Source organism: Brevibacterium sp. VCM10 (genome assembly GCF_000583215.1).
Classification (GTDB): Bacteria; Actinomycetota; Actinomycetes; order Actinomycetales; family Brevibacteriaceae; genus Brevibacterium; species Brevibacterium linens.
In genome coordinates, this window is the sequence record NZ_JAJB01000049.1 from 15,969 (window position 1) to 30,382 (window position 14,414).

Annotated in this window: 12 protein-coding genes; 7 read left to right on the forward strand and 5 right to left on the reverse strand. The window is 63.3% G+C overall.

Annotated elements, in window-relative coordinates; translation table 11 throughout:
* The first annotated feature begins 5 nt into the window (after nucleotides 1-5).
* Entirely contained in the window at nucleotides 6-707 is a 702-nt protein-coding gene (locus tag AD89_RS18760) for a M1 family aminopeptidase (RefSeq protein WP_331279729.1), read from the forward strand.
* On the opposite strand, the gene AD89_RS19375 is transcribed toward AD89_RS18760, so the two are convergent.
* Together AD89_RS19375 and AD89_RS0114510 are read right to left on the reverse strand one after the other, a co-directional pair.
* The gene (locus AD89_RS19375) at nucleotides 635-1,537 is read right to left on the reverse strand and encodes a GNAT family N-acetyltransferase (RefSeq protein WP_025780086.1); all 903 of its coding nucleotides are present in this window, start codon (nucleotides 1,535-1,537) and stop codon (nucleotides 635-637) included. The two genes, AD89_RS18760 and AD89_RS19375, sit on opposite strands and share 73 nt — an antisense overlap.
* On the reverse strand, nucleotides 1,534-2,850 hold the full coding sequence (locus AD89_RS0114510) for an MATE family efflux transporter (protein ID WP_025780087.1): 1,317 nt from the start codon (nucleotides 2,848-2,850) through the stop codon (nucleotides 1,534-1,536). Before AD89_RS0114510 ends, AD89_RS19375 begins: the two co-directional genes overlap by 4 nt.
* A 368-nt stretch (nucleotides 2,851-3,218) precedes the next feature.
* Between AD89_RS0114510 and AD89_RS20190 the strand changes: the two genes are divergently transcribed.
* The gene (locus tag AD89_RS20190) at nucleotides 3,219-6,116 is read left to right on the forward strand and encodes an HNH endonuclease (protein ID WP_025780089.1); all 2,898 of its coding nucleotides are present in this window, start codon (nucleotides 3,219-3,221) and stop codon (nucleotides 6,114-6,116) included.
* Between the two features lie 222 nt (nucleotides 6,117-6,338).
* Here AD89_RS20190 and AD89_RS0114520 read toward each other — a convergent pair whose 3' ends face one another.
* Both AD89_RS0114520 and AD89_RS0114525 read right to left on the reverse strand, forming a co-directional pair.
* Nucleotides 6,339-7,538, reverse strand: coding sequence for an acetyl-CoA C-acyltransferase (locus tag AD89_RS0114520; protein ID WP_025780091.1), 1,200 nt, complete (start codon nucleotides 7,536-7,538; stop codon nucleotides 6,339-6,341).
* Between the two features lie 51 nt (nucleotides 7,539-7,589).
* Nucleotides 7,590-8,333, reverse strand: a complete 744-nt coding sequence (locus tag AD89_RS0114525; RefSeq protein ID WP_025780093.1) for an SDR family oxidoreductase — start codon at nucleotides 8,331-8,333, stop codon at nucleotides 7,590-7,592.
* Nucleotides 8,334-8,780: 447 nt separating this feature from the next.
* Here AD89_RS0114525 and AD89_RS0114530 point away from each other — a divergent pair, with 447 nt between their 5' ends.
* The 5 genes from AD89_RS0114530 (at nucleotide 8,781) to AD89_RS0114550 (ending at nucleotide 13,538) form a co-directional block, all read left to right on the forward strand.
* Nucleotides 8,781-9,998: an ABC transporter substrate-binding protein gene (locus AD89_RS0114530; RefSeq protein WP_025780094.1), complete on the forward strand. Its 1,218-nt coding sequence runs from the start codon at nucleotides 8,781-8,783 to the stop codon at nucleotides 9,996-9,998.
* Between the two features lie 87 nt (nucleotides 9,999-10,085).
* The gene (locus tag AD89_RS0114535) at nucleotides 10,086-10,952 is read left to right on the forward strand and encodes a branched-chain amino acid ABC transporter permease (RefSeq protein WP_025780096.1); all 867 of its coding nucleotides are present in this window, start codon (nucleotides 10,086-10,088) and stop codon (nucleotides 10,950-10,952) included.
* A gap of 5 nt (nucleotides 10,953-10,957) precedes the next feature.
* Entirely contained in the window at nucleotides 10,958-12,064 is a 1,107-nt protein-coding gene (locus AD89_RS0114540; protein ID WP_231488710.1) for a branched-chain amino acid ABC transporter permease, read from the forward strand.
* Nucleotides 12,061-12,834 carry an ABC transporter ATP-binding protein gene (locus AD89_RS0114545; protein WP_197021774.1) on the forward strand — a complete coding sequence of 258 codons (774 nt, stop codon included), beginning with the start codon at nucleotides 12,061-12,063 and terminating at the stop codon, nucleotides 12,832-12,834. Before AD89_RS0114540 ends, AD89_RS0114545 begins: the two co-directional genes overlap by 4 nt.
* Complete coding sequence (locus AD89_RS0114550) at nucleotides 12,834-13,538, forward strand: ABC transporter ATP-binding protein (RefSeq protein WP_025780102.1); 705 nt, start codon at nucleotides 12,834-12,836, stop codon at nucleotides 13,536-13,538. The genes AD89_RS0114545 and AD89_RS0114550 overlap by 1 nt, the downstream gene beginning before the upstream one ends.
* A 184-nt stretch (nucleotides 13,539-13,722) precedes the next feature.
* Here the strand turns inward: AD89_RS0114550 and AD89_RS0114555 are convergent, their stop codons facing one another.
* A complete protein-coding gene (locus AD89_RS0114555; RefSeq protein WP_025780104.1) occupies nucleotides 13,723-14,349 on the reverse strand; it encodes an L-threonylcarbamoyladenylate synthase in 627 nt (208 codons plus the stop codon).
* Nucleotides 14,350-14,414 lie beyond the last annotated feature (65 nt).

Below are 14,414 nucleotides of genomic sequence, written 5' to 3' on the forward strand. Positions count from 1 at the left end.
TGGTCGTGACCGATGACGTGCTCGAGATTCCGCTCGAGTCGCAGCCCCTGTCAGTGCTCGTACCCAATCATCTGGGTCCCGAGTGGGAGGCCGAGCGCCTCGTCGCCCACGAGATGGCGCACCAGTGGTTCGGAAACTCGCTCACCCCGTCACGCTGGCGCGACATCTGGCTCAACGAGGGCTTCGCCTGCTACGCGGAATGGCTGTGGTCGGAGGAGTCCGGGCGGGCGAGTGCCGATGAACGTGCCAGGCAGTGGTGGGAGGAGCTGTCCGCTCAGCCGCAGGATATTCTGCTCGGCGACCCGGGCGGGCCGGACATGTTCGACGACCGCGTGTACAAGCGCGGCGCCCTGTGCCTGCATGCTCTGCGACGCGAGCTCGGTGATGCGGACTTCTTCGCCGCCGTCGGCGAGTGGACGAAGCGGTACCGTCATTCGTCGGTGAGCACCGAGGAGTTCATCCGCTGCTTCTCCGAGTCGACAGAGCGTGCCATCGCCGAGGTGGTCCGTCCTTGGCTCGACGAGCTCGAACTTCCCGAGCTTCCGTGGAGGGGTTCCGGAGCTTCCGTAGAAAGGTCAGGGGCTGACTGCGCCTCAGCCGAGGCCCGCCTGCTTCGGGCGGGGCCGGCTGCGCCTCAGCCGAGCTTGCGGACGAGCACGTCCGAGTCGCCGTTGCGTCCGACGGGCTCGAATCCGTGGTCGGCGTAGAGCTTCGCCGCCCCATTGCCGTCTTCGACTGACAGACTGACCGCAGGGAAGCCGCTCATCCGGGCCAGCGCGCAGACCGTGTCGAGAAGTGCTCCGCCGATGCCCTGCCCCTGGTGGTCGGGCAGCACTGCCATCGAGAGTTCGGGGATGTCCGCCGCCACCCAGCCATAGCCGGTGAAGGGCATCTGTTCATCCGACGGCGCCTGTTCATCCGACGGCGTCAGATCGGCGGCTGCTGGCTCGGAGCCGGTCGGCTCGGCAGTTGAGTCGTCGGCCTGACCGCCCTGACCGGTTTCGGGGCCGGCCCCGGCCTCCGCATCGCGCTGGGCCTCCGCATCGCGCTGGGCCTCAGCCGTCGCCCCGGCATCGCCGTCGGGTACGACTTCGCTGCGGACCACCTCGGTGCCGCTCTTGTCCAGGGCAGAGGCGAAGTCTCCGCCCACCCGCTCATCGGCTTTCCCGATGACGTCCTCGATATCTGCCAGACGCACCCACGCAAGTCCGACGATCGGCGACTGCGCATCGGCTTCGGCGTGTGCGGCGACGGCGATATCTCCCTCGCGTCCCCAGCCGCGGTAGTAGAAGACGGCATCGCTGCGGTGGCGGAGGTCCTCGAGCTCGATTCGGGGTCTGTCCATCGACCAGTTGAAGCACAGATCGAGGAACGGCAGGAAGGTCTCGTCATCGGTCTCGGCGGCAAGCGGACGGATCCGACCGCGCAGGGAGGCCGCGACCGCCTCGGCGGGGGTGTCCCGCGAATCAGCGGAAGTGTTCTGCGAGTCAGCGGAGGTGTTCTGCGAATCATGAGCGTCAGTGTGGGCAGCGTTCATGAGATTCCTTTCTCGACGGCGCGTTCGATCCACGCCCGGTTGCGTACTCGCCAGCCCAGGGTCAGGGCGCGGAAACCGACGAATCCGATGCAGAAGCCGGCCCAGAGCCCGGGTGCTCCCGGCCAGATGCTGATGATCGGGATGAGCAGAATCGCGTATCCGATCACAGCGACCAATTGTGCCAGAGCCAGGTATCTCGCGTCCTCGGCTCCCATCAGCACGCCGTCGAGGACGAAGACAAAGCCTGCGATCGGCATGCTCAGTGCCAGGATCGGCAGGAGGGCGGCCAGCGCCGACACCACGGCGGGGTCGGAGGCGAAGGCACGGGGGATGATCCCGGACCCGGCGAACAGGACGACGCCGACGACGATGCCGAAGACGATCCCCCACAGGCACAGGCGGCGGTTGATCGCAGCGACCGCCGAGGTGTTCTTCGCGCCCAGCTCGAGGCCGATCATCGCCTGGCCGGCGATGGCCAAAGAGTCGAGGGCGAGCGCGAGTGCGAAGAAGATGCTCTGAGCGACTTGGATCGCGGCGAGGTCCGTCGTGCCCATCGCCGTGGCCAGGAAGACGAGCAGGATGAGTGCGGCACGCAGCGAGGCATTGCGCACCAGCAGCCACCCGGACGTCTTCGCCGAAGTGAACACGCCGGTCCAGTCGGGGCGGATGCCGGCGTGGAGGCGGCGGGCCGCGCGGACGGAGATGGTGAGGTAGACCGCGCACATTCCGGCCTGCGCGAGAACCGTGCCCATCGCCGATCCCGCGACCCCCATACCGACCCCGTAGATGAAGAAGGCGTTGAGGCCGATATTGGCGATGCACCCGGCAGCGGCGACGACCAGCGGGGTCTTCGTGTCTTGGAGTCCGCGCAGCAGTCCGGTGGCCGCGATGACCATGAGCATGAATGGCAGCCCCCACCACGAGATCGCCAGGTAGGAGTGTGCGCCCTCCGTGATCGCCGGATCCGGGTCGAACGCCTCGATCGCAGTTTTCAGCAGGGGCAGCCCGACGATGATGAGCAGGATGGACGTGCCCAGTGCCAGCCAGATTCCGTCGAACCCGGCCGTGATCGCGCCCGGTCGGTCCCCCGATCCCATCCGTTTGGCCACACGCGGTGTGGTGGCATAGGCGAGGAAGATCATCAGACCGAGCACCGTCTGCAGGATCGTGGAGCCGATCGCCAGCGATCCCAATGCACCGGCACCGAGGTGGCCGACCATGGCCGTGTCCGTGAGCAGGAAGATGGGTTCGGCGATCAGGGCTCCGAGTGCGGGAAGAGCCAAACGGAGAATGTCTTTGTCGATCGCTGCCACGTCCCCGATTCTAGCGAACCGGTTTCGCTGGGCCCGAGTGCCGCGGATCGCCCCTGCGCGAAGGTGGGCCGAATGGTTCCGAGGACCGCCCCTGTGCGAAGGCGTGCCCGAGCGCCGAGGAGCGCCCCTGCGGGAAGGCGGGCTCACCTCGATCGCACTGTCGTGTCAGTGCCGAACTGTAGAGTCGGAGGACAAACAGAGCAGCATCGCCGAGGATGAGAATGAATAGGTCACGGTCGATCTATAATCGTCTTTTGTTCGATTTGTAATCGTATTGTGACATCAATATGTACCTGCAGATCATATAATTGAGATAGGCGATTTCCCGACGAGCGACTTCCACAGAGGCGTGGAGAGGTGAGACACCGATGAAGGACATCGGAGACAACGACGGACGGACGTCGCTCCTGCCTGCCGCTCCCTCAGCAGAGGCGGACAGTCGGACCCTGTCCCAGTTCCGTCGTGCGCACGGGCGTCGCATGGAAGAGGCCGAAGACAGTGACCTCGTCGACCTGCTCGATGCCTATACGCAGAGCAGCCTCGCGCAGATCCACTCCATGGTCGCCACCAGCCGTGCCGTTGCACAGGATGTTGCCTATGCTCTCGGCCTCCTGGGATGCCATCCCGACGCAGTCTATGAGTTCGCATCATTCACCGAGACCTGTACCCGTCACTCCTCGCCTGAAACCGCCAGAACATCTGCTGCCCTCGGCGAGAAGAAGGCTCAGACCCAAGCAACCGACGGTGCCGTCGCCTCGCACCGAAGCCACGACTGCGACGCCATCGACCAGAAGATCTGCGCAGTCGACCTCCCTTCCGACGACCTCTTCTCCACGCGCAGAACCTGGACCAACCGAGAGAATCTGGCGTGGACACAAGCTGTCGCTCAGGTCGAAACCGAATCGGGCACGAAGATCGGCATCAGCGCTGGGCCGAAGAAGGACCGTGCCGCCGGTCGCCGTCTCCGTCGAGTCCGGAAGTTGGCCGAGGAGTTCCTGTCCGATCCTGCTCTGCTGCCTGACTTTCCAGGCTTTGACCCGGAAATGACCTTCTTCGCCTGGCTGCGCAGCAATATCGAGCCGACTGAGGCTGGCGTGTACTCGACCCTGCTCGGTGCGACCACGAGCAGATCGCTCCAGCACATGACGTCGTCGATGACGCTGGCGCACGGGCTGCCGCGATTCCTCAAACGCTGCCTGGATGGAGACTTCACGATCGAGCATGTCGATTGTGTGACCCGCGCGTGCCGAGACCTGCACTTCGAGCATCTGCCTGCGCTCGACGACTATCTGGCTCACAGGCGCGCCGACATCACGATCGAGACGTTCAAACGTTCGGTCGCGCTGAAGATCGCCGCGCTTCAGCCGGCCGAGGATACGTTGAAGAGCGTATCGCTGCGGCGTCGGGTCGACTTCAGCACCGGCGACGACGGAACTGCCTACCTCACTCTGACCGGTCCCGCTCCGGAACTTCAGGCCTGCTTCAGGAGGCTCGATGCCTTCTGCCGGGCAGTGCATAAGAACAATACGAGTGCGTTCACGAGCCAGCTCAAGGCAGGGGACTGCTTCGATGAGGAACGGTCGATCTCTGCCCTGATGTTCGACATCCTCACGCGCACGCGTCCTCAGCTGAAGCTGCGCATCATCAGCACCAATGACGCAGACGGCTCGTCGACGAGTTCCGACTTCTCCCTCGATGGCCTCTTCGCCGGCCCCGACGGCACCCCGATGCACGAAGGCGAGGCCCTGCTCGATTACATCGAGCGGGTATTCGACGACATGGACAAGAACGGTTACGAGGCACCGACGCAAGCCGCGTCGGCCGATTCGGGGGCCACAGCACAGAGCGAATCCCGCCCCAAGGCGCCGATCACTCCGGCAGGACGCACGTTCGAGTCCCAGCTGCTCGAAGCCATCCTCAGCAGCAACAGCACGACGGATCCTGACGCGGCCGAATCACTTTCGACTCTCATCGGCTCGCGTGCCAGTGGAGCTCGCCCCGTCGCCGAGGGCTCCGAGTCTGCACCAGCAGGCGCTGTCGACGCATTCGGCAATCCCATCCTCGATGCCGGCGAGCGCCGCATCAGCTTCGAATTCCTCCTGGACATGCCGACCAGCGAGTATTGGCTGGCGAATCAGGCCAGCACATTCGTCACCGTTCCTCTGCTGACGCTGCTCAGCCAATTCCAGTCGGAAGACGGCAATCCTCCGCTGCGGCCCACGGATCCCCCGGGTGCACCGCCGCCGAGCAGCGATCCCCCAGGTGCACCACCACTGACCGGGGAAGCCTCAGATCCGCCGCTTCCCACCGAGTCACCAACACCCCCGATCACCCCAAGAGCAGAGCCCACAGGCTCTGACGTACCGCTGACCTCAGGTGAGGTGTGCGATCTGGCGGGTATGCTTCCAAACGGGTCGCCGATCCCTGCCGACATGGCACGACGGGTCGCCGGCTACTCCACCACATGGACCAGGTTGCTCACCGACCCGGCGACCGGGACACCTGTCGACGCGAAGGCAACGTCCTACGCGATTCCCAACAGCGTGCGCAAGACACTTGTTGCTCAGTTTGCGACGTGCACATTCCCCGGCTGCACTCAACCAGCTGAGGTGACAGAGGTCGATCACATTGACCCGTTCAATCACTCCGACCCTACCCAGGGCGGACTCACTCGGTTCGGCAATCTCCACTGTCTCTGCAAGGCGCACCACCAGCAGAAGACCAACGGCAATTTCGACGTGCGGATGACCGAACCCGGCCACTTGGAGTATGTCTTCCGCACGGGTGTCACCGCGGAGGTCGTCTCACCGGACAACCCCATCAGCGTCGAGCATGCCCGACTGTTCCTCGAACGATTCGGCAGTGGCCTCGCACGACAGTGCCGAGCAGTCACAGTGGAGCAGTCGAGCACAGAGGATCCATCTGCCCACGACCATGCGCCAACGCCAGAAAGTCATACTGGCGCTGAGCGTGACTCTGCCATTGAGCGGGGATCTGGCACCGAGCCGTCGACGGCCCAGAGCGGCGGTGCAGATGAGAAGCACCCGGCTCCCGGCGATCGGAAACGGGCGCGGGAATGCCCTGAACCGGCGGCAGCCGAAGGCACCCCCGGCTGGAGGGAACTCGTTGCCGGGGATCTCTGCGCATTCACACCGGTGTCTGCGCCGAGCAGAACCGGCGGACCGTCCGGCGCCCTGCCAGAAGACGAGGACGGCCCGGAGCTGCGCGATTGGTTCTGGGACTCCGGCGAACCTCCACCATTCTGAAAGGTGTCCTGCGCGGTGAGCCTTCGTTGACGTCCGACTACGACGACTTCACGACCGCTGACGGCTCACTGTCGGCAGTCCACCGGCGAGAAGTCGGCACACCACCGGCGAGAAGTCGGCATCCACACCGTTGGTCAACGCAGAAAGGGCCGACGACATCCGGTCAGAATCGACTCGAATATCGTCGGCCCTTCGCTCTTGCGCAGCTGCCGAGGGAATGCCTCAGCAGACTTCGAACAGTCCGGCAGCTCCCTGTCCCCCGCCGATGCACATCGTGACGACGACGTACTTCACTCCGCGACGGCGTCCCTCGATGAGGGCGTGTCCGACAAGCCGGGCACCGGTCATTCCGTAGGGGTGCCCCACAGAGATGCCGCCGCCGTCGACGTTGTATTTCTCCGGGTCGATGCCGAGCCGGTCGCGGCAGTACAGCGCCTGAACAGCGAACGCCTCGTTGAGCTCCCACAGCCCGATGTCATCGATCGACAGACCATGGGTCTTCAGCAGCTTCGGAATGGCGAACACAGGTCCGATGCCCATCTCGTCCGGCTCGCACCCGGCCACGGCCATGCCGCGATAGACCCCCAACGGTTCGAGCCCGCGACGGCTGGCCTCTTCGCTCGACATGACCACCGAAGCGGAGGCTCCATCAGAGAGCTGAGAGGCGTTGCCGGCGGTGATGCTCGGAACCTTCGACGCCACACCGGGCTCGAGAACCGGGTTGAGTCCGGCGAGGCTGTCGAGCGTCGTCGACGGCCGATTGCCCTCGTCGGCTTCGAGAAGCACATCCTGACGCGAGGTCTCCTTCGTCTCCTTGTCGACGACGACCTTCGTCGTCGGCAGAGGCACGATCTCGTCGTCGAACCGACCGGCTTCCTGAGCGGCGGCGGTGCGCTGCTGCGAGGACAGAGAATACTCGTCCTGCGCCTCACGGCTGACACCGTAGCGTTCGGCAACGACCTCGGCGGTCGCCAGCATCGGGTAGTAGATGCCCGGGACGCGCTCTTCGAGCCACGGATCCTTGGCCCGGAACATGTTCATCTTGTCGTTCTGGACCAGCGACACCGACTCCACGCCACCGCCGACGGCGATCTCCTGGCCGTCGAAGAGGACCTGCTTCGCCGCGGTGGTGATGCCCATCAGCCCGGACGAGCACTGCCGGTCGATCGACATTCCGGGAACCGTGACAGGAAGTCCCGCACGCAGTGCCGCCTGCCGAGCGACATTCGTACCTTGGCTGCCCTGCTGCAGAGCGGCACCGAAGACGACGTCTTCGACCTCGCCTCCTTCGAGGCCGGCCCGTTCCACGGCGTGTCTGATCGCGTGGCCGGCCAGCTCCTGAGCCTGGGTGTCATTGAAGGCACCACGGTAGGCCTTGCCGATCGGCGTGCGGGCCGTCGACACAATGACTGCTTCTCTCATAGTTCTCACCTTTCGAAGATGTTCGTGAACCCGTCGCGAGGACGGCGGCGATCAGTCCTTCGGACCGCCGGCAACGTAGATGACCTGACCGGAGACGAAACCGGCTCCCTCGGAGGCGAGGAACGATGCCGTGTGAGCGATATCCTCGGGCTTTCCGGAACGGGCCACGGGGATCTGCTTGACCGAAGCTTCGACGAAGTCGTCGAACCCCATCCCCACGCGCTCGGCGGTGGCCTTGGTCATGTCGGTTTCGATGAAGCCGGGAGCAATGGCGTTCGCGGTGATGCCGAACTTGCCGAGCTCGATCGCCCAGGTCTTCGTGATGCCCTGGATACCGGCCTTGGCGGCGGAGTAGTTCGTCTGGCCGCGATTGCCCTGCGCCGAAGTGGACGACATCGAGATGATGCGGCCGAACTTCTCGTCGACCATGTAGGACTGCACGGCCCGCGCCATGAGGAAAGCTCCGCCGAGATGGACGGAGAGGACCTTGTTGAACTCCTCGTACGTCATCTTGAACAGGAGGTTGTCGCGCAGAATACCGGCATTGTTGACCAGGACGGTCGGCGCGCCGAGTGTCTCGGCAACCTGCTTGACCGCGGCATCGACCGAGTCCTCGTCGGAGACGTCGGCCTCGAGGCCGAGAGCTTCGCCGCCGGCGCCCTTGATGGCGGCAACGGTCTCGTCGGTCGGACCCATATCGAGAACGGCGACCTTGAGTCCGTCGGCTCCGAGTCGCTTGGCGATGGCGGCTCCGATGCCGCGGCCTCCACCGGTGACGATTGCTGTACGAGTCATGAACACGCTCCTAAAGATGATGTTGCGTCATTGCCGAAGGGAACCGAGTCATCAACTGCGGTTCGCGTCCGCATCGGACCTGATGTGACACAGATCTCGCATGCAGCTATGCCCACTGTAGACCAGATCCGCCACTGAACGATTGTTTGCTCACCTTTCAGACAGAGAGCCGCCTCGAACGCGTCAGCGCCCCGAAACATCTCCCGACGTTTCTGCGCACAAGTCGCCCGACCTCGTCTTATGCCCTCCGGGCCACATCCGATCCCGAAGATTATCGAACGTTCAAAAATCTAGCTCAAAACCATTGACTTCACCAGAGTGATTTGGAAGTGTTCACATCAGTCGAAGTCCACTACGGATTGACGACGACTCCGAGCACGGTCACTGACGACGGCTCGGGAAACGTGTGGAGCAAACGTGTTCCAAGAGCTTTTCGAAGGAGAAAAGATGAACTCTGTCTCGCGAAGTCGCCGCCGCAGACTATCGGCAGCCGCAATCATGGGTGCCATCGCCTTGACCGCCACCGCGTGCGGCGGCGGTGGTAGTGGCTCGGGTGAGGGCGACTCAGTCGTCATCGGCTACACCGGACCCCTCAGCGGAGGAGGCGCCGCATACGGTGAGAACGTGAAGATCGGCCTCGAAATGGCCATCGACGATCTCAACGCAGACGGGGTCGAGGTCGATGGCGAACCCGTGACTCTGGAGCTGAAGTCCCTCGACGACAAATACGCACCGTCCACCGCCGCGAGCAATGCTCAGCGGTTGGCCGACCAGGACAAGGCCCCTGTGGTCGTCTCCCCGAACGCCGGAGCAATCAAGGCGATTCAGCAGATCAACAGCGGCAGGTCGAACTTCCTCATCTCTGCGTACACGTCCGATCCCGCGATCGTGCAGGCGGACAACCCCCTGACGATGATGATCCCTCCGAATTTCGAATCCTATGCTGAGGAATTCTCCGAGACTGCCATGGAGCACGGAGGCAAGAAGCTCGCTCTGCTCGGAACTCAGAGTGAGTACGGGCAGCAGTGGACCAAGTCGATCAAGGACGCATGGAGCGAAGCCGGCGGAAAGGTCGGCGGAGACAACAGCATCGACTACGCCACTGTGTCCGATTTCGCGGGCCCTGTCTCGAAAGCCCTGGCCGAGAAGCCCGACGCGATCTTCGTCGGCGGACCATCCCAACCGACCGCTCTGATCATGGAAGAAGCTCGCAAGCAGGGCTTCGAAGGCAGCTTCCTCGTCATGGACCAGGCGAAACTGGATGAGATGGCGACGGTGACGGAGCTCGACAATCTCAAGAACTCGGTCGGAGTTCTGCCCGTCTCCGAATATCAGGATCCGGGCACCGAAGACTTCCTGAAGAAGTTCGCCGAGAAGGCCGGAGAGAAGAAGGTCCCGACCAGCGAAACGGCACTGAACTACCAAGGGATTGCAATCATCGCCAAGGCGATGGAGGTTGCAGGCACGACGGACGACCCCGAGAAGATCAGGGAAGCCATCGGTGAAGCACTGCCGGAGGTCGATGACAAATACAAAGTCAATGGCTTCCCCGATGAGATCACGGAGCAGGGGCACCTCCTCAACCCCGACCTGGAGGCAACTTTCCTCGATGAGGACGGCGAGTACACGAAGGTGCCGATCGAACAGGCATCCGACGACAAGTAATCTCCGTCAGCGGCATCTCCCAGGGGTGAGGCGCGTCCGTGCGCCTCACCCGGGCCGCACTCATGCCTGCAGAGGACCCGATTCATCATGACCCTCTTCATCCAACAGCTCTTCAACGGCCTTGCGCTGGGCGGCGTCTACTGCCTGGCCGCGATCGGTCTGACCTTGGTGTTCGGAGTGCTGCGCATTCCCAACCTGGCTCACGGTGCGCTGTATATGCTCGGCGCCTACATCACCTACTTCTTCCTCACAACTGTCGGTGTTCCCTATATCGCGGCGATCGGCATCGCGGCGCTCGTGCTCTTCGTCGTCGGCGTCGGGCTCGAACGTCTCGTGTTCCACCCCTTGCGCAACTCCCCGCACACTCACCACATGATTGCGGCAGTCGGTGCGATGTTCTTCTTCCAGGCTCTGGCTCAAGCGATCTGGGGCGCCGACTTCCGCCGCATGGACACTCCGATCACCGGCGAGCTGCGAATACTCGGCGCCGAGATCTCTGCGCAGCGCATCGTCATCATCGTCACCGCTGTGATCGTGCTGGCGCTGCTGGCGTGGTTCATCAAACGATCCATCCACGGTCAGACGATCGAAGCGATCGAACAGGATCGCGTCGGTGCGTCGCTCGTCGGCATCAACCCGTCGATGGTCGCGATGCTGACGCTGGGCCTGTCCGCCGTGCTCGCAACCATCGCGGCGGGACTCGTCGCACCGATCAACCTCCTGTCACCGACGATGGGAGACGCCCTCAACCTCAAGGTGTTCGCCATCATCATCCTCGGCGGACTCGGATCTCTTCCGGGGGCCATCGTCGGCGGTTTCGCACTCGCGATCGCCGAGACGATGACAGCGACCTACATCTCCTCAGCGGTCGGCGAGGCCGTGGCATTCGTCGTTCTCGTGGCCGTGCTGGCCATCAAGCCCAACGGACTGTTCACGAAGGCGGTGCAGCGATGAACTCCATGAAGAATCCTCGAATCATCGGCACCATCGCCGTCATCATCCTGCTCGGCCTCACGCCCCTGGCGTTCGGGCAGGAGAACTACACGATGCGGGTGATCACCGTAGGCATGTGTGCGGCGATCGCCGTCTATGGTCTCAACATCATCCTCGGCTTCACCGGTCAGCTGAATCTGGCTCAAGGCGGATTCTTCGGCATCGGCGCCTACGGGGTGGGGCTGCTCACCACCGACTACGATTGGTCCTTCTGGGCTGCCTTCTGCGTGTCCGTGATCGGCACCGCTGTCATCGGCTACCTCTGCGGGCTGATTGCGCTGCGGACCAAGGACGAATACTTCGCCATCTTCACCATGGCCATCGGCTTCATCATCTTCCTCGTCATCAGCCGCTGGGAGTCCGTCACTCATGCACATTCCGGAGTCAACAATGTGAAGTTCCCCGAAGGCGGAGGACTCATCGACTTCGAATCGCCCACTGCGATGTTCTACCTCGTCTTCGCCGTTCTGCTCGTCTGTGTCTACACGACGTACGCGATTCGGCGCTCGAGCGTGGGCCGCACGCTGCTGACCATCAGAACGAGTGAAGATCTCGCGGATGCGATCGGTGTGCGTGTCGGCTTCAGCAAACAGCTCGCCTTCGCGGCATCCGCTGTCTTCGGAGGGATGGGCGGAGGTCTCTACGCATCCGTGGTCGGCTTCATCGGACCCGATTCGGCGACGATCGACAAGACCTTCGAATTCCTCATGTTCATCCTCGTCGGAGGAATGGGCACTGTCGCAGGTCCCCTGCTCGGGAGCATGATCGTGACATTCCTGTTCGAACTGTTCCAGGACTTCCAGGCGTATCGATTCATCGTTCTGGGCCCCATCATTGTCGCCCTCGTGATCTTCGCACCGCGGGGAATCGTCGGTTACCTCGGCGGTATCGTCGACAGACGCAATCGACGACGCAGGGCCGAAGCTGCCCGCGGTGCCGATGATGATCATGAATCGACAGATGCTTCGACCTCCGGCGGAACGGGCGACCACCGCGCACGGCGCGTCGCCGACGGAGTCGACTCGAGTGTCGGCCGGACCGGAAGCACCCCGTCGTCCGAGGAGACGAAATGACAATGCTGGAAATACGAGACCTCGGTAAGCGCTTCGGCGGACTCGATGCGGTCAAGGACGTCGACCTGGACGTCGAGGCGGGCCAGATCACCGCTGTCATCGGTCCCAACGGAGCAGGCAAGTCGACGCTGTTCAACCTCGTCCATGGCTTCTATCGACCCACCGCGGGGACCATCACTTTCAAGGGTGACGACATCACTCATTCGTCCCCGCACCGTACGGTGGCCGGCGGTATCGCGCGCACATTCCAGACGACGAATCTGTTCGACGACAGCACCCTGTTGGAGAACGTCCTGGCCGGTCGGATCGTCCGTTCGAAGTCCACTGTCTTCGACGCTGTCTTCCACACTCCTCGCCACCGTCGTGAATCACGGATCAACGAGGACAAGGCGATGGAAGCTCTCGAGTTCTGCGGAGTCGCGGACTATCGGCACGATCTGGCGTCCAATGTTCCGCAGGAGGTGCAGAAGCGCACCGCAGTGGCCATGGCACTGGCCACGGAGCCTGAGCTGCTGCTGCTCGACGAACCGGCCGGCGGCATCCCCGAAGAGGAGACCGTCGACTTCGGCAACCTCATCCGCTCCCTGCCGCAGCGAGGGGTCTCCGTCCTGCTCGTCGAACACAAGATGACGATGATCATGGACCTCGCGGACACGATCCTCGTCCTCGATCACGGGCAGAAGCTGGCGCTCGGTGCACCGGCGGAGATCCAGTCGAATCCGGATGTCATCCGTGCCTATCTCGGTTCGACAGCACAGGAGGAGGACTGATGCTCACTCTCGACAATGTCAGCACCGGATACGATGCCGCCGATGTGCTCCACGGCGTGAGCATCACTGCGCGGCCCGGAGAGCTCACCGTGGTCCTCGGCGCGAACGGATCAGGCAAGACGACTCTCTTCAAGACCATCAGCGGACTGATGCGGGTCCGTACCGGCTCGATCACCTATGAGGGACGGCCGCTGCATCGAGCACGCGCGAATGCCATCGTCAAGGCCGGTATCGCGCACTGCCCCGAGGGCCGTCACCTGTTCGGGAAGATGTCGGTGGAGAAGAATCTGCGTCTGGGGTCATATCCTCACCGGAACGGTTCTCGTACCGAAGAGATCTACTCTGACGTGCTCGATATGTTTCCGATCCTCAAGGAGAAGGCCAGACAGCCGGCAGGCTCGCTGTCGGGCGGGCAGCAGCAGATGGTCGCGATCGGCCGAGCACTGATGTCGGATCCGAGTCTGCTGATCTTGGATGAGCCGTCGATGGGCCTGGCGCCCATCATCGTCGAGCAGGTCCTCGAGTCGGTCGCCCAGATCAATCGCAACGGCATCGGAGTTCTGCTCAGTGAGCAGAACGCGAAGGCATCACTGGCAATCGCCCACAGGGGATACGTCCTTGCCGAGGGGCGGATCGTCCTCGCCGATGATGCCTCCCGGCTGCTCGACAATCCTGACGTGCAGGCGGCCTACCTCGGACTCTGACGGGCGCACGGGGCCCACCCGTTGAGACTGACACCGGTGCGGATGAGATCTCGCCGAGGCGGCTCGGCCACCTCGGCGAGAGTTCGCTGAGTTCGTCTTCCGGTTCGTTCCGGTCTGTCGGTCCGGCGTGTGATCAGCAGTGAATCGGCAGTCCGGCCAGCTCAGTGCGACCGACCTTGCCGGCTCACTCGTCGAGGAACCGCGAGACGTCTCCGGCTCCGACGCGAGCCACCTCTGGGTACTTGCCGGTGAAGTCGATGACCGAGGTCGGCACGACTCCGGGGACTCCGGACTCGATGACGATGTCGAGGTCATTGCCGAGCTGGTCCATGACATCCTCGGCGTGGGTCAGCGGATCCTCATCGTCGGGCAGCAGCAGCGTCGAGGACAGGATCGGCTCCCCCATCGCCTCGACGAGTGCGAGTGCCGTGACGTTCTGCGGGATCCGGGCTCCGACCGAATGCTTCTTCGGGTGCATCATCCGGCGCGGAACTTCCTTCGTCGCCTTCATGATGAACGTGTACGGTCCCGGCGTCATCGACTTGATGGCACGGAAGTCGGAATTGTCGACGATGACGAACTGACCCAGCTGGGCGAAGTCGTGGCACATGAGTGTGAAATGGTGCTTCGAACCGAGTTGTCGGATGCGAGTGATCCGCTCGATGCCGTCCTTGTTGTCCAAGGCGCAGCCGAGGGCATAACAGGAATCCGTGGGATAGGCGATCAGGCCACCGTTCCTGAGTGACTCAGCGGCCTTCTCGATCAGTCGGTCCTGCGGGTTCTCCGGATGGATATTCAGTAGTGTCGCCATACTTCATGCTAACCACTCTGCCGTCACAGTGCGAGGGCTCGAGGCGACAAGCGGCCGGAAAAGCG

What these genes read in the sequence shown, in the direction of transcription:
- AD89_RS19375 (WP_025780086.1), bottom strand. Translation starts at nt 1,537, where the DNA reads ATGAACGCTGCCCACACTGACGCTCATGATTCGCAGAACACCTCCGCT.
- AD89_RS20190 (WP_025780089.1), top strand. Translation starts at nt 3,219, where the DNA reads ATGAAGGACATCGGAGACAACGACGGACGGACGTCGCTCCTGCCTGCC.
- AD89_RS0114520 (WP_025780091.1), bottom strand. Translation starts at nt 7,538, where the DNA reads ATGAGAGAAGCAGTCATTGTGTCGACGGCCCGCACGCCGATCGGCAAG.
- AD89_RS0114525 (WP_025780093.1), bottom strand. Translation starts at nt 8,333, where the DNA reads ATGACTCGTACAGCAATCGTCACCGGTGGAGGCCGCGGCATCGGAGCC.
- AD89_RS0114530 (WP_025780094.1), top strand. Translation starts at nt 8,781, where the DNA reads ATGAACTCTGTCTCGCGAAGTCGCCGCCGCAGACTATCGGCAGCCGCA.
- AD89_RS0114535 (WP_025780096.1), top strand. Translation starts at nt 10,086, where the DNA reads ATGACCCTCTTCATCCAACAGCTCTTCAACGGCCTTGCGCTGGGCGGC.
- AD89_RS0114540 (WP_231488710.1), top strand. Translation starts at nt 10,958, where the DNA reads ATGAAGAATCCTCGAATCATCGGCACCATCGCCGTCATCATCCTGCTC.
- AD89_RS0114545 (WP_197021774.1), top strand. Translation starts at nt 12,061, where the DNA reads ATGACAATGCTGGAAATACGAGACCTCGGTAAGCGCTTCGGCGGACTC.
- AD89_RS0114550 (WP_025780102.1), top strand. Translation starts at nt 12,834, where the DNA reads ATGCTCACTCTCGACAATGTCAGCACCGGATACGATGCCGCCGATGTG.
- AD89_RS0114555 (WP_025780104.1), bottom strand. Translation starts at nt 14,349, where the DNA reads ATGGCGACACTACTGAATATCCATCCGGAGAACCCGCAGGACCGACTG.